Here is a 17,169-nt window from a genome sequence, read left to right as displayed (position 1 = left end):
TCCCTCCCCCTTGTGGGGAGGGATAAAGGGTGGGGGTCCCGCTTCGCAAAACCCATCTACCCCATTTACAAACACGCCTCGCAAATCGCCGCGATATGCCGGCGATCCGTTCCGCAGCACCCTCCCAGCACCGAAATCTGCCCGAACTGCCGTCGCATCTCGCCATAGCGCCGGCCGAGATCGTCCGGGTCGCCGGGATCGAGTTCGCTGGCCTCGTCGAGTTCGGCATGGCTCTTCGCCGAGGCATTGGCACGGACCCCGCCCAGCCTTTGCATCCACGCCTCGCCATTGCCGAGTGACGTGGCGAAATGGGTCGGGTGGGCGCAGTTGATCATGTAGTAGATCGGCGCGCCCTCCGTGTCCTCGTCGACTGTCTCGATCGCCTCGCGCAGGCTTGCGCCTGAGGCGAGGTTGCCGTCCGTCTCGACGGTGAAGGAGATGACGCAGGGCAGGCCGTAGGCGGCTGCCGCCCGCGCGATGCCGCAGGCTTCCTCGACATAGTTCATCGTCATGCCGCTCACCATGTCGGCGCCGGTGGCGTGGAAGGCCTCGATCTGCGCGTGGTGGTAGTGCTCGGCGCCGTCGCGGTCCATCAGGGACGTCGGACGGTAGCCGTCGCCACGCGGGCCGACCACGCCGTTGACGACGATCTTGTCGCTGCCCTCGCCGAGTTCCCGGCGCAGCGACTTCGCCCAACTTACCGCCTCGCGGTTGATCTCGGCCAGGGCGCTCGCATCGAAGCCGAGCTTTTCGCCCCAGTCGCGATTTGCCCGCCAGGTCGGCGTGTCGATGATGAAGCCGGCATGGCGGGCAAGCGCCATCTCGACGAAGGGCGCGAAATAGTCCGTCAGTTGCTGGCGGCCATAGGCGTTGAGCAGAAGCGGAAAGGCAGCGAAAAGCGGCAGGTCGACGCCATCATGGAAGATCAGCGAAGTCTCGAGGCCGCCATCGGTCAGGAAGACCGCGCCGCCCGGCCGCGGCAGCACCGCGTGCGACATGATCATGGCTCATCCGGCCCACGCCCGCTCCAGGCAGCGACATCGCTGCCTGATTGGATGATCCGCTTGCAATCAATGGCTGTCAATCGATCGGACGGCGCCTGGCTTGCGGCACGGTTCATATGCGCATATCCTATGCGCAGAAACGAGGCCCGAACCATGCGCCACGAAAAACCCGCCGCCCGCAAACCGACCAATCTGACGCTCGACGCCGCTCTTCTGGCCGAAGCGAAGGAACTCTCGGTCAACGTCTCCCGCGCCGCCGAAACCGGCATCGCCGAAGCCGTCCGCGCGGAAAAGGAAAGGCTCTGGTTGGAGGAAAACCGCGAGGCGCTCGAAAGCTGGAAGGCCTGGGTCGACGAAAACGGCCTGCCCCTCGCCAAATATCGCATGTTCTGATGGCGCGGTATGACGTCTACCGCGCGCCCGACGATGCGCTTCTGCTCAACGTCCAGTCGCCGCTTCTCGATATTGTCGGCTCGCGTGTGGTGATCCCGCTCCTGCCGGCGTCATCGACTCCGCGCTCGATCGCGCGGCTGCATCCCGTCTTTGACGTCGATGGCGAGCCGCACGTTCTGGCCACGCATCTGATCTCGGCTGTGCCCGATACGCTGGTCGCGGCTCGAGTTGCCAACCTTGCCCAGCACCACGACGAAATCGTCGCGGCGCTCGACATGCTGTTTCAAGGATACTGAATCACACCTGCCGCGGCCTGCCGCTCAGGCGGCTTGCAACCACTTCGATCCGCTCGGCGAAATCGGCCAGAGCGCCGGTCAAGGCGGCGTCGTTCTTGTCGGCCTTGGTCAGCGCGTCGTCGCGGGTCTTGCGCAGCGTGCCGATCTCGGTCTCGAAGCCCTTGGTGCGTTTTTGCAGTTCGGCGAGTTCGTCCATGACCATGATGCCGGCCATCACGGTTAGGCGCTGGTCGCCGATCTCGCCGAACGAGTCCTTCAGGTGCATCACATAGCGGTCGAACCGGCTGGCGAGCGAGATCAGGTGCTCTTCCTGGCCTTCGTCGCAGGCCATCCGGTAGGCCTTGCCGTCGATCGTCACGGTAACCTGTGCCATCGTCCCCTACCTGTCGAGCACGGCGCGGATCGTCTCCATTGCGGTCACGAGCCGGCGCGAGACTTCCTTGTTGGCATCTTCGAGGCGCTCGGCGCGCGCTTCGGACGCGTCGAGTTCCTGGGCGAGGCGCGAGCGGTCGGCGTTCATGCGCTGCGCCTCGGCATCGGCTTCCTGATAGTCCTGGTCGTTTTCCAGACGTGCAGCGACGGCGCTTTCCAGCGCTTCGACCGCGGCACCGAGGCGACCGATGACTTCCCTGAGTGTCGTTTCCCCTGTCATGGCTCCAGCTCAGGCCCCCGACGCGAATCATTGTTACATGAGAACGTCTTAATCGGAAAACATTAAGCGGCGGGCGAATCTGGCGTCAACCGAACGTGCCGACTATCCCCGGCATTCGGCCGCGAGCCACGCCCGCGCGGCGTTGACTCCCCGCCCCGAACGGCTATGTGTCGCCTGCCGAAAGGGCCGAGCGCGCCTCCCAATCTTCCAATTCTTCGCAGGACCAGAGCGATCATGACGACACGCGACAAGCACGACCGGATGGCCAATGCGATCCGCTTCCTTTCCATGGATGCGGTCGAAAAGGCGAATTCGGGCCATCCCGGTCTGCCGATGGGCGCGGCCGACATCGCGACCGTGCTCTACACCCGCTTCATGAAGCATGATCCCAAGCATCCGCACTGGGCCGATCGCGACCGTTTCGTCCTGTCGGCCGGCCACGGCTCGATGCTGCTCTATTCGCTGCTCTATCTGTCGGGCTACGAGGACATCACGCTCGACGAGATCAAGAATTTCCGCCAGGTCGGCTCCAAGACCGCCGGTCATCCCGAATACGGCCATGCGGCCGGTATCGAGACGACCACAGGCCCGCTCGGCCAGGGCCTCGGCAACGCCGTCGGCATGGCGCTCGCCGAGCGCATTCTCAACGCGCATTACGGCGACGGACTGGTCGACCACTACACCTATGCGCTGGCCGGCGACGGTTGCCTGATGGAAGGCATCAGCCAGGAGGCGATCTCGCTTGCCGGCCATCTGAAGCTCTCCAAGCTGATCGTGATGTGGGACGACAACAACATCTCGATCGACGGTCCCGTCTCGCTGTCGGATTCCACCGACCAGGTCGCGCGCTTTGCCGCGTCGGGCTGGAACACGCTGCGCGCCGACGGCCACGATCCCGAAGCCATCGCCCACGCGATCGAGACCGCGCGCCAGTCCGACCGACCGACCATGATCGCCTTCAAGACCACGATCGGCTATGGCGCGCCGACCCGCGCCGGCACCAACAAGGCGCATGGCTCGCCGCTCGGCGCGGACGAGATCGCCGGCACGCGCAAGGCGCTGAAGTGGGATGCGGAGCCCTTCACCGTTCCCTCCGACATTCTCGACGCGTGGCGCCTCGCCGGCCTGCACTCGGCCAAGGAGCGCAAGGCCTGGGAAGGCCGCCTTGCCGAGACGGATGGCGAGAAGCGCGCCGAGTTCGAGCGCCGCATGCGCGGCGAACTGCCCGAAGGGCTCGATGCGGCGATCGTCGACTACAAGAAGAAGCTTTCGGCCGACAAGCCGAAGGTCGCGACGCGCAAATCGTCGGAAATGGCGCTCGAGGTCATCAACGCCATCCTGCCCGACACGATCGGCGGCTCGGCCGACCTCACCGGCTCCAACAACACCAAGACCTCGCAGACCAAGCCGATCACGCCGTCGGACTATTCCGGCCGCTACGTCTATTTCGGCATTCGCGAACACGGTATGGCGGCAGCGATGAACGGCATGGCGCTGCATGGCGGCATCATTCCCTATGGCGGCACGTTCCTCGTCTTTTCCGACTATGCGCGGCCTTCGATGCGCCTCGCCTCGCTGATGGGCATTCGCTCGATCTTCGTCATGACGCATGATTCGATCGGCCTCGGCGAAGACGGCCCGACCCACCAGCCCGTCGAGCACCTGGCAGCGCTGCGCGCGATCCCGAACCACTACGTCTTCCGTCCGGCGGATGCGGTGGAAACGGCCGAATGCTGGCAGATCGCGCTCGAATCCGAGACGACGCCCTCGACGCTCGCGCTCACGCGCCAGAACCTGCCGACGCTGCGCGTCGAGCATGACGAGGACAACCTGTCTTCCTACGGCGCCTACGAACTCGAGACCGCCAGCGACGAAGCCAAGGTCACGATCTTCGCCTCCGGCTCGGAAGTCGAGATCGCGGTGAAGGCGCGCGAGATCCTCGAGGCCAAGGGCCACCCGACGCGCGTCGTTTCCGTGCCGTGCTTCGAACTCTTCGGCGAACAGAGCTACGAATACCGCCACGCGATCGTCGGCGACGCGTCGATCAAGGTCGGCATCGAGGCCGGCATCCGCATGGGTTGGGAGCGCCTGATCGGCTCCAACGGCATCTTCGTCGGGATGACGGGCTTCGGCGCGTCGGGCCCGGCCGAAGAGCTCTACAAGCATTTCGGCATCACCGCCGAAGCAGCCGTCAAGGCGGTCGAGGAGCGCATCGCCAACGGCGGTTGACGCGTCGGACCGAAAAGTGGGAACCGGTTTTCGGATCAATCCGACGCGGGGCAATGCCAAGCCTCGGAAAATAAAAACGATTTAGTCGGAGAGGGCGGGTCTGCACCCGCCCTTTTCTCGTGTCTGGCGCTGGATTCCTCCACATTGCGCCGCTAAAGACGGCGCATCCACGCCTTACCTTCTCCCGGGAGACAGCGAATGACTGTGAAAGTTGCCATCAACGGTTTTGGCCGCATCGGCCGCAACGTGCTGCGCGCGATCTACGAATCCGGCCGCACCGACATCGAGGTCGTCGCGATCAACGATCTGGGCCCGGTCGAGACCAACGCTCACCTGATGCGCTATGACAGCGTGCATGGCCGCTTCCCCGGCGAAGTCACGGTCAAGGGCGACGCCATCGACGCCGGCCGCGGCCCGATCAAGGTCCATGCCGTGCGCAACCCGGCCGAGCTGCCGTGGAAGGCCGAGGGCGTCGACATCGCGCTCGAATGCACCGGCATCTTCACCTCCAAGGAAAAGGCCTCGGCGCATCTGGAAGCCGGCGCCAAGCGCGTCATCGTCTCCGCGCCCGCCGACAATGCAGACCTGACCGTCGTCTACGGCGTCAACCACGACAAGCTGTCGAAGGACCACATGGTCATTTCGAACGCGTCGTGCACCACCAACTGCCTCGCCCCGGTCGCGCAGGTCCTCAACGAAGCCATCGGCATCGAGAAGGGCTTCATGACGACGATCCACTCCTATACGGGCGACCAGCCGACGCTCGACACGATGCACAAGGACCTCTACCGGGCACGTGCTGCCGCCCTGTCCATGATCCCGACCTCGACGGGTGCGGCCAAGGCCGTCGGCCTCGTCCTGCCGGAACTCAAGGGCAAGCTCGACGGTGTCGCGATCCGCGTTCCCACGCCGAACGTCTCGGTGGTCGACCTGACCTTCATCGCCAAGCGCGAGACCAGCGTCGAGGAGATCAACAACGCCATTCGCACCGCCGCCGATGGTCGCCTCAAGGGCATCCTCGGCTACACGGACGAGTCGCTCGTCTCGATCGACTTCAACCACGATCCGCATTCCTCGATCTTCCACATGGACCAGACCAAGGTGATGGACGGCACGATGGTGCGCATTCTCACCTGGTACGACAATGAATGGGGCTTCTCCAACCGGATGAGCGACACCGCCGTCGCCTTCGGCAAGCTGATCTGACCCTGATCGACTTTTTTCGACGAATGCCAACGCCCGGCCTCAAAACCGGGCGTTTTCTTTCCTAGATAAGAGACGCAATCGCGTTTCGCGCTTTTCCAGCTCCAGGGCGATGACCGGCTTGTCGTATCGTGACGACAGGGCGGAGGAAATGCGCGGTTCGGGCCGTATTCGGCGAGGGAGCACAGCACGGTTCAGGCCCGCAGGGGCAATCGGCAGAGGGGAAAGAGAGGCGCATGCTCGAGGGGATCTACCTCATCACGCTGGTCGGCACGCTGCTCGTGCTGGTCGCCGCGTTTTCGAGCCTGCTCGCCTTTCGCTTCGGCGCTCCCCTGCTTCTCCTTTTTCTCGGCATCGGGCTTGGAGCCGGCGTCGACGGGCTCGGCATCAGCTTCGACAATGCGGGCATCGCCTATTTCATCGGCTCGCTCGCGCTGGCCGTCATCCTGTTCGACTCCGGCTTCGGTACGTCGATCCAGTCGTTCCGGCAGGCCGCCGGCCCGGCGATCACGCTCGCCACGCTCGGCGTCGTCCTGACGGCCGGGTTCTTCGGCCTTTTCGCGCACTATGTCATCGGCCTTTCGCTGCTCGAATCGCTGCTGCTCGGCGCCATCGTCGGGTCGACGGACGCCGCGGCCGTGTTCTTCCTGCTGCGCATCGGCGGCATCCAGATCCGCGACCGGGTGCGTTCGGCGCTCGAAGTCGAATCGGGCTCGAACGATCCGATGGCGATCTTCCTGACCATCGCCCTCGTCGAACTGATCGCCCAGGGCGCGGGACTGGAGGCGATCGGCGTCGAGATCCTGATCCTGTTCGTCACCCAGATGGGCATCGGCCTCGTGGCGGGACTTGCGGGCGGCGCGATGATCGTCTTCCTGGTCAACAGGTTGAAGATGGAGCGGGGCCTGTCGCCGATCTTCGTGCTCGCCTTGTCGCTGCTCGTCTTCTCCGTCACCGGCGCCATCGGCGGTTCGGGCTTCCTCGCCGTCTATGTCGCAGGGCTTTATGCCGGCAACCGCAACATCCGCTCCGCGCCGACGCTCAAGCGCTTCCAGGACGGCATGTCCTGGCTGGCGCAGATCATCATGTTCCTGATGCTCGGGCTTTTGGCGACGCCGAGCGATTTTCCGGCGATCGCCGTTTCCGCCGTCGCGCTGGCGCTGGTGCTGATCTTCATTGCCCGTCCGCTCGCCGTCTGGCTGTCGCTGTTGCCGTTCAACTTCCCGCGCGCGGAAACCGCGTTCATCTCGTGGGTCGGCCTGCGCGGCGCGGTGTCGATCCTGCTCGCGCTCGTGCCGCTTCTCGGCGAGCTCGACACGGGTTCGATGTTCTTCAACTACGCCTTCATCATCGTGCTCGTCTCGCTGCTCGTCCAGGGCTGGACCATCAACCCTCTCGCCAAGCGGCTCGGCCTCGTCGTGCCGGCGCGCATCGGGCCGGTCGACAAGGTCGAGCTGGAACTGCCCGGCACCGCCAATCACGAATTGCTGGTCTATCGCGTCGTCGGCAATTCGCCGGTCGCCAAGGGCGAGCGGGTTCCGCGCTGGGCGCGGCCCTCGCTGGTCATCCGCGAAGGCCAGTCGATGCGCTACCAGTATGCCGGCAGGCTGCGTGCCGGCGATTACGTCTATCTCTTCATCTCCTCGCGCTATCCGCGTCTGCTCGACCGCCTGTTCGCCAGCCCCGCGCCCGTCGATGGCGACGATGCCGAATTCTTCGGCGCCTTCGCGATCGATCCGAAGCGGCCGGCGCGCGATCTCGAGGCGGCCTACGGCCCTTCCCTGCGCGAAGGCGAGGAGGAGATGTCGATCGGGGAGCTGATGGTCGCCCGCCTCGGCGGGCGGGCCGAATATGCCGACCGGGTCACGCTCGGCCCGGTCGAACTGATCGTGCGCGACACCGACCAGGACGGCGACATCATCTCGGTCGGCGTCTCGCTGGAGCCCGAGCAGCGCGAGCCGCAGATCCCCGCATTCCTGTCGCTGCGCGAGATGTTCCTGCTCGTCAGGGCGTGGCTGCGCCCGGCCTCCGCTCCGGGGGCGGACAGGGACCCCGGCGCCTGAAGGCTTGCGCCGGCGGCGACAGACGGTATTGTCCCGCCCAAATCCATCCCATCGAAGGACCAAACATGGCCGGTTTCCGCACGCTCGACGACATCGACGCCCACGGCAAGCGCGTGCTCGTGCGTGTCGACCTCAACGTGCCGATGAACGAGGACGGCACGGTGTCGGACGCCACCCGCATCGAGCGCGTCGCCCCCACGATCATCGAGCTTTCCGACAAGGGCGCCAAGGTCATCCTGCTCGCCCATTTCGGCCGTCCGAAGGGCGCACCGGACCCGGCGATGTCGCTCGAGCCGATCGCGCGTGCGACGGAAACCGTGCTCGACCGCGCCGTCCGTTTCGCGCCGGACTGCATCGGTGCGAAGGCGGCCGATGCAATCGCGCAGATGGACGATGGCGACATCCTGCTTCTGGAGAATACGCGTTTCCACAAGGGCGAGGAACAGAACGATCCGGAATTCGCCAAGGCGCTCGCCGCCAATGGCGATCTTTACGTCAATGACGCGTTTTCCGCCGCCCATCGCGCCCATGCCTCGACCGAGGGGCTGGCGCGGCTCCTGCCGTCCTTCGCCGGCCGCACCATGCAGGAGGAGCTGGAGGCGTTGGAGAAGGGTCTCGGCAAGCCGCAAAAGCCCGTCGTCGCGATCGTCGGCGGTGCCAAGGTCTCGACCAAGATCGACCTCCTGATGAACCTCGTCACCAAGGTGGACGCGCTTGTCATCGGCGGCGGCATGGCCAACACGTTCCTTGCCGCGCGCGGCACCGATGTCGGCAAGTCGCTGTGCGAGCACGATTTGGCCGCCACTGCCAAGACCATCATGACGGAAGCCGCCCAGGCCGGCTGCGCCATCATCCTGCCGGTCGACGCCGTCGTGGCGCGCGAGTTCAAGGCGGGAGCTGCGAGCGAGACGGTTCCCGTCGAGGACGTGCCGGACGATGCGATGATCCTCGACGCAGGCCCGCAATCCGTCATCCGCATCAAGGAATGGATCGGCCGGGCGGCGACGCTGGTCTGGAACGGCCCGCTCGGCGCATTCGAGATCGCGCCCTTCGACAAGGCGACGATGGAAGCCGCACGCTTCGCGGCCGCCGAGACGAAGTCCGGCAACCTCGTCTCCGTCGCCGGTGGCGGCGACACCGTCTCCGCCCTCAACCTTGCGGGCGCGGCCGACGATTTTTCCTATGTGTCGACGGCCGGCGGCGCGTTCCTGGAATGGATGGAAGGCAAGGAATTGCCGGGCGTCGCGGCGCTGTCGCGGTAAGCCGGCTTACAACCCGCCTTTGCCGTCCGAGCCTATATAGGCGATCCGCAGCATGTTGGTTGCGCCGGGGGTGCGGAGCGGCACGCCGGCGGTGATGATGATCCGGTCGCCCGGTCCGCCGAATTCCTCGCGGTGGGCGATGCGGCAGGCGCGGTCGACGACGTCGTCGAGGTCGCTCGCATCCTCCGTCACCACGCAGTGCGTGCCCCACAGGAGCGACAGCCGCCGCGCAGTCTCGATCACCGGCGACAGGGCGATGATCGGCACCTGCGGGCGCTCGCGCGCGACGCGCAGGCCGGTCGTGCCCGATCCGGTGTAGCAGACGATGGCGGCAAGGTTCAGCGTGTCGGCGATCTGGCGCGCGGCGAGCGCGATGGCATCCGGCCCGGTCGCGTCGGGTTCGGTGCGCTGGGCATTGATGATGCCCGGATAAAGCGGATCGCGTTCGACCTGGACGGCGATCGCGTTCATCGTCGAGACGGCTTCGACCGGATATTGCCCGGCGGCCGATTCGGCCGAGAGCATGACGGCGTCGGCGCCCTCGAAGACGGCGATCGACACGTCCGAGACTTCCGCGCGCGTCGGCACCGGCGCGGAGATCATCGATTCCAGCATCTGGGTCGCGACGACGACGGGCTTGCCGGCGCGGCGGGCGGCGCGCGTGATCTGCTTCTGAATGCCCGGCACCGCCTCGAGCGGCATTTCGACGCCGAGATCGCCGCGCGCGACCATCAGCGCGTCCGACAGTTCGATGATTTCCGCAAGCCGGGCGACGGCCTGCGGCTTCTCGATCTTGGACATGATCGATGCGCGGCCGCGTGCGATCTTGCGCACTTCGGCGATGTCCTCGGGCCTCTGGACGAAGGACAGCGCCACCCAGTCGACGCCGGTCGCCAGAACGGCGTCGAGGTCCTTGCGGTCCTTCTCGGTCAGCGCGCCGACGGGCAGTTCGGTGTCGGGCAGCGACACGCCCTTGCGGTCGGATATCTTCGTGCCGGAAAGCACGATGCAGCGCACTTTCTTGCCGTCCGTCTTCTCGACGCGCAGCGCCAGGCGGCCATCGTCGATCAGCAGCCGGTGCCCCGGCTCGACCGAGGACAGGATTTCGGGGTGAGGGAGCTGAACGCGGCGGTTCGTTCCCGGCGCGGGGTCGTCGTCGAGCGTGAAGCTCTGGCCGATCTCCAGCGTCTCCGCTCCATTGGCGAACTTGCCGACGCGCAGCTTCGGTCCCTGCAGATCCGCGAGGATACCGATCGGGCGGCCGACCTCGGATTCGACCTTGCGCAGCCTTGCGACCAGCGTGCGCATCAGTTCGTGGCTCGAATGGCTCATATTGATGCGGAAGACGTCGGCCCCCGCATCGAAGAGCTTGCGGATCATCGGCTCGTCGGACGATGCCGGCCCGAGCGTCGCGAGTATCTTGACCTTGCGGCTGCGTCTCATTGTGTCTCACCCGGCGTTGCGCCGTTGGGGGCCGCACTCGGCGTTGCGCCGTTCGGTGTCGCGCCATTGCGTGGCGGGGTGCCTCCGGTGACGGAGGGAAGGCCGTCGCCGGCAGGCTCGTCGGTCAATTGCACCATCCAGCTCGACTGCTCGCGCGTGTCGTATTCCTGGAAGCCGGCGCGCTGGAAGCCGCGGGCGAAGCAGTCGCCGGGGCCGGAAATCTTGAACTCGCGCTCGGCCACGCACATGTTGACCTCGCCCTCCCAGCGCCCGCCGCGCTGGGCGTCCTCGGCGTAGAGATAATAGTAGCGAGAGGCGAGGGCGCCCTCGATCAGCGTCTTGCAGCTCGAAGCCTCGATGTGCCACCAGCCCTCGGTCACCCAGCCCGCCTGCGCGCGGTAGCCGATGGCGACGCCGACGAGGCTTTGCGTCGCGTTGCAGACGCGGAAATCGGCGAGGGCGGGCGTGGCGCCCGCGCCAAGGCCGAGCCCCGCGGCGATCGCCAGAAGCGGCACGCGGCCGCGACACCATCGGACGATGGATCGTGGGGCGCGCAGGAAGCGTGAAATCAGCATGGTTTCAACCTTTTCGGCAATCGGCCGGACCTTGTCAACGCGCGAAGGGCGAAGCACAAATCGATTTAGGCCGATCGTCAGCCATGATCTTGTCGCATGGATGACATTGCACCAGCCTTGCGCCGCACCCGATCTTTCGTCCATGACAGGCACGACGCTGCACCAGCCCCACGAGGACCCGCCATTCCATGACGCGCGACGCTCTCTTCAATCCCGTCGAACTCGTCGAGGGGGATCGCACGCGCGGCCTCGTCCTGCTGGCCGATCATGCGCGCAATGCGCTGCCTGACGAATATGGCGATCTCGGCCTGCCCGCGAGCGAATTCTCCCGCCACATCGCCTACGACATCGGCGTCGAGATGGTCACGCGCGGGCTTGCCGCACGGCTTCGCGCCCCTGCGGCGATGGCCGCCTATTCGCGCCTCCTCATCGATCCCAATCGCGGCGAGGACGATCCGACGCTGATCCGCCAGCTTTATGACGGCACCATCGTTCCGGCGAACTATCCGATGAGCGGGGCCGAACGCGAGCGACGGCTTGAGCGCTACTACCGGCCCTATCACGACGCGGTGGGTGCGCTGGTCTCCTCCGTCGCCCATGCGAGCGGCGCCGCGCCCTTCATCGTCTCCATCCATTCCTTCACGCCGCACATGCAGGGCAGGCGCCGTCCGTGGGAGATCGGCATCCTGTGGGATTCGGACCCGCGCGCGGTCGAACCGATGCTGACCGCGCTTCGCGCCGACCCGGCGCTGACGGTCGGTGACAACGAGCCCTATGACGGCGCGCTGCGCGGCGACACGATGTTCAAGCACGCCATCGTCGAGGGCTACGCCCATCTCCTGATCGAGATCCGGCAGGACCTGATCGCGGACCAGCCCGGCGCCGATGCGTGGTCCGACCGGTTGGCGCCGATCCTTGACGCGATCAATGCCGATCCCGACATTCATGTCGCGCAGCAGTTCGGTTCTCGCACAGGACCGGTAGTCGAAGGAGCAAAGTGATGACGGACCTTTCCGACAAGCAACGCGAAGCCTACGAGGCGGCGGCCTTCCGCCGGCTGCTTTCCCATCTGCGCGAGCGCAGCGACGTCCAGAACATCGACATGATGAATCTCGCGGGCTTCTGCCGCAACTGCCTCTCCAACTGGTATCGCGACGCCGCCGAGGCCGACGGTGTCGCGCTTTCCAAGGACCAGTCGCGCGAGATCGTCTACGGCATGCCCTATGCCGAGTGGCAGGCGACGCACCAGAAAGAGGCGAGCGGATCACAATTGGCCGCATTCGAGACGAACCGCCCGAAAGACCATTGACCCGTTGGCGGCACTGAGGCAACCAAGCGCCCGATCCCTCGCCCCGCGACTCGACAGGTCCGGCGAGGCGAGTTCCCATTCAAAGGCGCGGGCGATGCGCCGCAGCGCAGACGAGGTCGACAATGGATGACGTAACAGCAACGCAGGATACGGTCGCAGCGGCAGAACTGCGCCAGTTGATCGAGCGCGTCGAGCGCCTCGAAGAGGAAAAGACCGCCCTTCAGGACGACATCAAGGAAGTGATGGCCGAAGCCAAGGGCCGCGGCTATTGATCCCTCCCCAAATCTGTAGCACGTGTTTAGTTTCAGGCGCTTAACACGCTACATGTAGCTGTTGTACGCAGCGCTATTGTAGTTTCGAGCAATCAGGACCTTAGGTCCTCCAAGACGGTTAAATGGACACAGACAAGTGGTAGATGAAGTTTCTGACAGCACGCATGAGGTAGCGGCCGGCCAACTCCGCGCATTCATTGAGCGGATCGAACGTCTCGAAGAAGAGAAGAAGGCTCTGGCCGACGACATCAAGGAGGTTTACGCGGAGGCCAAAGGCACCGGGTTCGAAGTTTCGGCCATCCGTCAGCTCGTCCGATTGAGAAAGCAGGACCCTTCGGATCGCCAGGAGGCCGAGGCAATTCTGGAACTCTACAAGGCCGCACTTGGCATGTAGATCGGCACCAGCCTCAACTAGAATGCAGTGACATGTGAAGGACCCCGAGCAACGACCGCGCGGATCGCCGACCGCCTTTGCCAGGGCCCCTCACCATCACGAATACTTCGGTTCGATTTCACGTCGGCCCGCTGATCAGTTCTGCATAGGTTTCTTTGCCAATTCGCCGGATTACAGATCAATCGTGATATGCCACGAAAATCCGTTGTCCTGCTCGTCCGAGCGATGCCTGTACCCGTAGGGATTGCAAACGAGGCATGTCCGGCCAACTGTCTGACTGTGCGCTCGATGTGTGTGACCATACACCCAAAGTTCGGGACCACGTCCACCTGACAGGATGTCACCGAATGCATCTGCCGAATTCGTAAAGCAACAACTCAGCCGAGAATTCCGGTAGAATGGCGGCTCACCTGCCGGATGTGGAACATGATGGCTAACCACCACCGTTTTTCCGGCATGTTGCCCGTAAAGGGATGACCGCAGGAACGCTTTGGATTCTCGATGCATGGTGAGAACCGCTTGCGCGTCCAAACCGGGTATTCGCCCATAGTCCGGAATCGATTCTTCGGCGTCCTTCATGTTTGCAGCAATGGTTCTCCTCGGACAGTTCCTAATGCCACTTCCATTGTTGTGGTGAGCGAAATCTGTCCAAAGCGTCGCACCAAGAAATCGGACATCTCCGAGAACCATTTCGCTATCATCGAGAACGTACACGAGCTGGCCCGCGTCACGGAGGTCGTGGGAGAGTCGGCTCATAGTCAGGCGATCATTCAGGATTCCACGGCGGTAGCCTGAGCGATGAGGGTGAACATAATACTCGTGATTGCCCGGCACGAAGACCACTGGCAGGCCGTAGCGATCAACAATCATCCGCAGTTCAGCCCCTACTCTTTCGGCGTGGGTCAGGTCGCCCGCTATGACGATAGCGTCTACCCCAGCTGGAGCGTGGAGCGGATATTGCACGGATTGCATTTCGCAGTGCAGGTCACTCCAAATCCACAGTCGCATGAGCCGGCCTCTCCGTTATGCCTCGTCCTGAGGAGCTTGGGGGAACGTGTACTCAAGTTCGCGGGTGCGGGCGTTTGACTGGTGGAATTTCGATTAGAGCCTGTGTCATCTATTCGGCGTTCGGTGCAGCGAGGCGGTCACATACGACAGGGTTCACCGTGACCCCATACGGACTGTCGGATGCTCTTGCAGGACGGAAGCGTAAGTCATCACCGTTCCCGCAGTTTATGCACCGGTAGGATGACAGGTCGGCGCGCCTTCCAGCATAAAAGCGTTGTTGATCCTTAGATGGGAGGCGATCGAAATACCTGTTGAAGGACTCGATCATCCTCTCCGCTTCGGCGCGCGTTACTGCGTAGGAGATCCATCCGCAGTCAAGACAGGTGATCTCATTAGGCCCTGCATCCTCTTGCAGTGATCGATCGCTTCCGCGCTTATGCTGCTGGGCCAACAGCCTGGTAGCGATACCGGGTGAAACGGGGTTCGCATGGTCCGCCGGGCTAGGTTTTCCTGACCGCGAGATCGTATCTTTCAACCCCGAAAGAGTCCCGATCCCGAAATCCCCAACCCCGTACCTGTCACTACACCAATTCAGGAGCGCCTCGAGGGCTGGCCATGAAATCTCACCTTTCGGGGCCCGCCCAAGAAGCCTGTATCGCGCATGTAGGGAGTCCGTGACTGTGAGGCACGAACCATGGTGCACAGGGTGCTCGACGTCCAATTGCTGGCCAACTTCGCCGTCAACCGGCAATGTAAGCATTTCCAACCTTTCCGAGCACAACCCGGTGCCCTGGAAGTCCAGGCCTATAACGACAAAAAATGGCGTTTCGCTTGCTGAGCGGAAACTGATCAAGGTCCAACGGTCAACATCGACAGCCTCAAGCATCGTGCCTTTTCCCTGATTGTCCGCCAAGCATGTAGAAGCGCGAAAGAGTTCGTGCGAAGCCTTGTTCAAGATCGACGTAGAGCAGTAGCGAAGTATAGATCGGCCGCCCTGTTCCTGTGAGCAACGGATGGCCGTAGACCAATCCCTTCAAACGCGGATTGTCGTACTCGTCCTCGAAAATGGACCAGTCGGATAGTCGTGGGGGTTGATCCCCCTCATGCAGCAGTGAACCGATACGGCCATCAACCGATATCAGGTTCGAGACTGCCTGCCTGGCGCGTCGAAATTTTTCGATCGAAGGTTCGGCCCATTCGATCCGTTCGGCTTCAAGCTCATGGATCGCCTCCTCCAGATTGACCAACAGCTCTCGTAGGTTCCACTTTCTTGATCCGGCCAGGCGTTCGGATCCTTTGAACCGTCCAGTACCCACTTTTCGCCAGTCAGTAGTCATGTTTCGACCTCAAGCAACTATGGCCATCGCACTCCACATGCCTGCGTGGGCTCCACGAACTTGGCACCTATCCAAAAGACGGGCTGCGGTCGTATGGCAAGGATTAAAACCTGCTGCAAGCAGGCAATAACCCGCATGAAACGGGTATGCAAGGGTTTTTATCCTTGGATTCTTGACACCACCAAGGGCTGGTCCCACCGGTGGCTGCCATGGTTGTTATCCACGATGCTAAGCTACTGAAAGCTGCCCGGGTCGCTCTTGGTTTGAAGCAAGACGATTTGGCTACCCTAGCCGGTGTTTCCAAGGACACCGTGCAAAAGTTGGAAGCAGATGCGTCATCGGTGCGCCGCCCGCTTTACGTCAAAGTCGTGGCGGCGCTGGAGCTCCAAGGCATCGAATGGCTCCCCGCGACGGGCGATAGAGGGGAAGGGTTCCGCCTCGTACCCCACGTGCGTGTTTAAGACCACGATAATGACATAGTGGTCTCAACAACCGAGATTGTGTGCCGGAAAAAGGATGCTGTGAACGCATTCGTTTTCGCGTCGGCTTTCGACCCCATCCCAGTCGCTCGTGTGGTCAGTCGTCACTCCTGAAACCGGACTTCCGCTGGCCCTCGTCATCGGCCCCTATCGTCGCCGAAGCAGTATTGCACGCACAAGGGGACAACTACGGAAGCATCTTCGCCGGCACCCATAACGAGGGCTGAAGCACGATTCCGCTGCCATGGGCGACCTAGATGAAAAAGGCCAGGTACTGGAGCTAACCCGCCCTCTTGCAGAAAGCTTCCGTTGGAATGCGTACTGCCTGGAATCTGGAGCCAAGCGCTGTCGTCGCGGTATCCAATGCACCAAATGACGGAATCAATCGCCCGTTTCGACTTATCGGAAAAGGTAGCGGTTCGGCCGTTTGCTGACACCAAGCGTCCTGAGATGGCCACGCCCATCCGTTGCAGGTCACCAAGGCTGCGTCCCCGGTCAGGAAATGGGTCGGCGCGCCGCATCAGGCGGCCTATCGCCGAACCGGACCTTGCTCTCATCAAGCCGAGTGCGCGCAGCCACCACCACGTGCTCTTGCCCAAAATACGCTCCGGAAACAGTCGTCGGCCGCGTCCAACAGCCAGTACGACGTCATGGGTAGCGGACAGTTCCGCCGCAATGTCGCGCCCGCTTGCTCCATCTCCCACGACGAGAACGGTGCCAGTCTGGACGTCAGCAGTATTGCGATAGCTCTCCGGTGTCAGTTGCGTAACTGCACTGTCGAAGTCGGTACCGATCGTTGGGAGAATCGGTTCCTGAAACGCACCCGTCGCGACGATCACCGCCTTGGCGATTATGTGCCTGCCATCATCGAGTTGCGCGGCGAAACGCTCATCAGTTTGGCGTTCGAGCTGAGCCACGCCATTTCCGGAGAGCACGGGTAGGTCGAAATGGCTGGCGTAGGCTTCGAGATAGTCTGCAAACTCATCTCGCGCTGGATAGCCTTCCGGATCGCCGTCGAGCGTAAGACCGGGCAGCGTACTAAATGCGCGCGGGGTGAACAGGGTCAGCGAATCGTAGCGACAGCGCCAACTGTCGCCAATGCGGGCATGGCGATCAACGATTACGAATGAAAGCTTTGTTCTGGCAAGATGGTAGCCGGCAGCGAGCCCCGCTTGACCAGCGCCGATCACCAGAACGTCTATTTCCTGCAAAGCTTGGGTCATGGATACCTGCAATCACGCTCCTGGTGG

Annotated in this window: 18 protein-coding genes and 1 pseudogene; 11 read left to right on the top strand and 8 right to left on the bottom strand. The window is 63.4% G+C overall.

Features of this window, described 5'->3' with window-relative positions; genetic code table 11:
* Positions 1 to 65: 65 nt before the first annotated feature.
* On the bottom strand, positions 66 to 1,004 hold the full coding sequence (locus tag ALII_RS0111350; protein WP_024587431.1) for a homocysteine S-methyltransferase family protein: 939 nt from the start codon (positions 1,002 to 1,004) through the stop codon (positions 66 to 68).
* A 153-nt stretch (positions 1,005 to 1,157) separates the two neighbouring features.
* On the opposite strand from ALII_RS0111350, the gene ALII_RS0111345 reads away from it, so the two are divergent.
* Entirely contained in the window at positions 1,158 to 1,397 is a 240-nt protein-coding gene (locus tag ALII_RS0111345) for a type II toxin-antitoxin system CcdA family antitoxin (protein WP_024587430.1), read from the top strand.
* Positions 1,397 to 1,693: a CcdB family protein gene (locus ALII_RS0111340; protein WP_024587429.1), complete on the top strand. Its 297-nt coding sequence runs from the start codon at positions 1,397 to 1,399 to the stop codon at positions 1,691 to 1,693. The genes ALII_RS0111345 and ALII_RS0111340 overlap by 1 nt, the downstream gene beginning before the upstream one ends.
* A gap of 1 nt (position 1,694) precedes the next feature.
* Here the strand turns inward: ALII_RS0111340 and ALII_RS0111335 are convergent, their stop codons facing one another.
* Both ALII_RS0111335 and ALII_RS0111330 read right to left on the bottom strand, forming a co-directional pair.
* Entirely contained in the window at positions 1,695 to 2,066 is a 372-nt protein-coding gene (locus tag ALII_RS0111335) for a cell division protein ZapA (RefSeq protein ID WP_024587428.1), read from the bottom strand.
* Between the two features lie 6 nt (positions 2,067 to 2,072).
* The gene (locus tag ALII_RS0111330) at positions 2,073 to 2,345 is read right to left on the bottom strand and encodes a DUF4164 domain-containing protein (RefSeq protein WP_024587427.1); all 273 of its coding nucleotides are present in this window, start codon (positions 2,343 to 2,345) and stop codon (positions 2,073 to 2,075) included.
* A 234-nt stretch (positions 2,346 to 2,579) separates the two neighbouring features.
* Between ALII_RS0111330 and tkt the strand changes: the two genes are divergently transcribed.
* From tkt to ALII_RS0111310, 4 genes are all read left to right on the top strand, one after another.
* The gene (tkt, locus tag ALII_RS0111325; protein WP_024587426.1) at positions 2,580 to 4,574 is read left to right on the top strand and encodes a transketolase; all 1,995 of its coding nucleotides are present in this window, start codon (positions 2,580 to 2,582) and stop codon (positions 4,572 to 4,574) included.
* Between the two features lie 198 nt (positions 4,575 to 4,772).
* The gene (gap, locus tag ALII_RS0111320) at positions 4,773 to 5,780 is read left to right on the top strand and encodes a type I glyceraldehyde-3-phosphate dehydrogenase (RefSeq protein WP_024587425.1); all 1,008 of its coding nucleotides are present in this window, start codon (positions 4,773 to 4,775) and stop codon (positions 5,778 to 5,780) included.
* Between the two features lie 233 nt (positions 5,781 to 6,013).
* Positions 6,014 to 7,840 (top strand): potassium/proton antiporter, encoded by a 1,827-nt coding sequence (locus tag ALII_RS0111315; protein ID WP_024587424.1) that lies wholly within the window; start codon positions 6,014 to 6,016, stop codon positions 7,838 to 7,840.
* 65 nt (positions 7,841 to 7,905) lie between these two features.
* Complete coding sequence (locus ALII_RS0111310) at positions 7,906 to 9,102, top strand: phosphoglycerate kinase (RefSeq protein ID WP_024587423.1); 1,197 nt, start codon at positions 7,906 to 7,908, stop codon at positions 9,100 to 9,102.
* A gap of 6 nt (positions 9,103 to 9,108) precedes the next feature.
* Here the strand turns inward: ALII_RS0111310 and pyk are convergent, their stop codons facing one another.
* Complete coding sequence (gene pyk / locus ALII_RS0111305; protein WP_024587422.1) at positions 9,109 to 10,545, bottom strand: pyruvate kinase; 1,437 nt, start codon at positions 10,543 to 10,545, stop codon at positions 9,109 to 9,111.
* On the bottom strand, positions 10,542 to 11,120 hold the full coding sequence (locus ALII_RS0111300) for a DUF1036 domain-containing protein (protein WP_081718975.1): 579 nt from the start codon (positions 11,118 to 11,120) through the stop codon (positions 10,542 to 10,544). The genes pyk and ALII_RS0111300 overlap by 4 nt, the downstream gene beginning before the upstream one ends.
* Positions 11,121 to 11,308: 188 nt before the next feature.
* Between ALII_RS0111300 and ALII_RS0111295 the strand changes: the two genes are divergently transcribed.
* From ALII_RS0111295 to ALII_RS0111280, 4 genes and pseudogenes are all read left to right on the top strand, one after another.
* Positions 11,309 to 12,121 carry an N-formylglutamate amidohydrolase gene (locus tag ALII_RS0111295; protein WP_024587420.1) on the top strand — a complete coding sequence of 271 codons (813 nt, stop codon included), beginning with the start codon at positions 11,309 to 11,311 and terminating at the stop codon, positions 12,119 to 12,121.
* Positions 12,121 to 12,429, top strand: a complete 309-nt coding sequence (locus ALII_RS0111290; protein ID WP_024587419.1) for a DUF1244 domain-containing protein — start codon at positions 12,121 to 12,123, stop codon at positions 12,427 to 12,429. Before ALII_RS0111295 ends, ALII_RS0111290 begins: the two co-directional genes overlap by 1 nt.
* A gap of 122 nt (positions 12,430 to 12,551) precedes the next feature.
* Positions 12,552 to 12,698 (top strand): annotated as a pseudogene (locus ALII_RS21990) (GapR family DNA-binding domain-containing protein); the annotation flags it as partial.
* Between the two features lie 139 nt (positions 12,699 to 12,837).
* Positions 12,838 to 13,095: a DUF2312 domain-containing protein gene (locus ALII_RS0111280; protein WP_024587418.1), complete on the top strand. Its 258-nt coding sequence runs from the start codon at positions 12,838 to 12,840 to the stop codon at positions 13,093 to 13,095.
* A gap of 171 nt (positions 13,096 to 13,266) precedes the next feature.
* Here ALII_RS0111280 and ALII_RS21985 read toward each other — a convergent pair whose 3' ends face one another.
* Both ALII_RS21985 and ALII_RS22390 read right to left on the bottom strand, forming a co-directional pair.
* Positions 13,267 to 14,103 (bottom strand): metallophosphoesterase, encoded by an 837-nt coding sequence (locus tag ALII_RS21985; RefSeq protein ID WP_081718970.1) that lies wholly within the window; start codon positions 14,101 to 14,103, stop codon positions 13,267 to 13,269.
* Positions 14,104 to 14,981: 878 nt separating this feature from the next.
* Positions 14,982 to 15,440, bottom strand: coding sequence for a DUF6634 family protein (locus tag ALII_RS22390; protein WP_152529600.1), 459 nt, complete (start codon positions 15,438 to 15,440; stop codon positions 14,982 to 14,984).
* A 209-nt stretch (positions 15,441 to 15,649) separates the two neighbouring features.
* On the opposite strand from ALII_RS22390, the gene ALII_RS0111265 reads away from it, so the two are divergent.
* Complete coding sequence (locus ALII_RS0111265; RefSeq protein ID WP_024587416.1) at positions 15,650 to 15,901, top strand: helix-turn-helix transcriptional regulator; 252 nt, start codon at positions 15,650 to 15,652, stop codon at positions 15,899 to 15,901.
* Between the two features lie 155 nt (positions 15,902 to 16,056).
* On the opposite strand, the gene ALII_RS0111260 is transcribed toward ALII_RS0111265, so the two are convergent.
* Positions 16,057 to 17,154: an NAD(P)/FAD-dependent oxidoreductase gene (locus tag ALII_RS0111260; protein ID WP_244437418.1), complete on the bottom strand. Its 1,098-nt coding sequence runs from the start codon at positions 17,152 to 17,154 to the stop codon at positions 16,057 to 16,059.
* Positions 17,155 to 17,169 lie beyond the last annotated feature (15 nt).

The organism is Aliihoeflea sp. 2WW (genome assembly GCF_000497755.1).
Lineage (GTDB): Bacteria > Pseudomonadota > Alphaproteobacteria > Rhizobiales > Rhizobiaceae > Aliihoeflea.
This window is presented reverse-complemented; position numbering and strand designations above follow the sequence as displayed.

Bases quoted from the DNA above. Each gene is read 5' to 3' on its own strand.
- ALII_RS0111335 (WP_024587428.1), bottom strand. From the start codon at position 2,066: ATGGCACAGGTTACCGTGACGATCGACGGCAAGGCCTACCGGATGGCC.
- ALII_RS0111295 (WP_024587420.1), top strand. From the start codon at position 11,309: ATGACGCGCGACGCTCTCTTCAATCCCGTCGAACTCGTCGAGGGGGAT.
- ALII_RS22390 (WP_152529600.1), bottom strand. From the start codon at position 15,440: ATGACTACTGACTGGCGAAAAGTGGGTACTGGACGGTTCAAAGGATCC.
- tkt (WP_024587426.1), top strand. From the start codon at position 2,580: ATGACGACACGCGACAAGCACGACCGGATGGCCAATGCGATCCGCTTC.
- ALII_RS0111345 (WP_024587430.1), top strand. From the start codon at position 1,158: ATGCGCCACGAAAAACCCGCCGCCCGCAAACCGACCAATCTGACGCTC.
- ALII_RS0111290 (WP_024587419.1), top strand. From the start codon at position 12,121: ATGACGGACCTTTCCGACAAGCAACGCGAAGCCTACGAGGCGGCGGCC.
- ALII_RS0111265 (WP_024587416.1), top strand. From the start codon at position 15,650: ATGGTTGTTATCCACGATGCTAAGCTACTGAAAGCTGCCCGGGTCGCT.
- ALII_RS0111315 (WP_024587424.1), top strand. From the start codon at position 6,014: ATGCTCGAGGGGATCTACCTCATCACGCTGGTCGGCACGCTGCTCGTG.
- ALII_RS21985 (WP_081718970.1), bottom strand. From the start codon at position 14,103: ATGCGACTGTGGATTTGGAGTGACCTGCACTGCGAAATGCAATCCGTG.
- ALII_RS0111300 (WP_081718975.1), bottom strand. From the start codon at position 11,120: ATGCTGATTTCACGCTTCCTGCGCGCCCCACGATCCATCGTCCGATGG.
- ALII_RS0111350 (WP_024587431.1), bottom strand. From the start codon at position 1,004: ATGATCATGTCGCACGCGGTGCTGCCGCGGCCGGGCGGCGCGGTCTTC.
- gap (WP_024587425.1), top strand. From the start codon at position 4,773: ATGACTGTGAAAGTTGCCATCAACGGTTTTGGCCGCATCGGCCGCAAC.
- ALII_RS0111330 (WP_024587427.1), bottom strand. From the start codon at position 2,345: ATGACAGGGGAAACGACACTCAGGGAAGTCATCGGTCGCCTCGGTGCC.
- pyk (WP_024587422.1), bottom strand. From the start codon at position 10,545: ATGAGACGCAGCCGCAAGGTCAAGATACTCGCGACGCTCGGGCCGGCA.
- ALII_RS0111340 (WP_024587429.1), top strand. From the start codon at position 1,397: ATGGCGCGGTATGACGTCTACCGCGCGCCCGACGATGCGCTTCTGCTC.
- ALII_RS0111310 (WP_024587423.1), top strand. From the start codon at position 7,906: ATGGCCGGTTTCCGCACGCTCGACGACATCGACGCCCACGGCAAGCGC.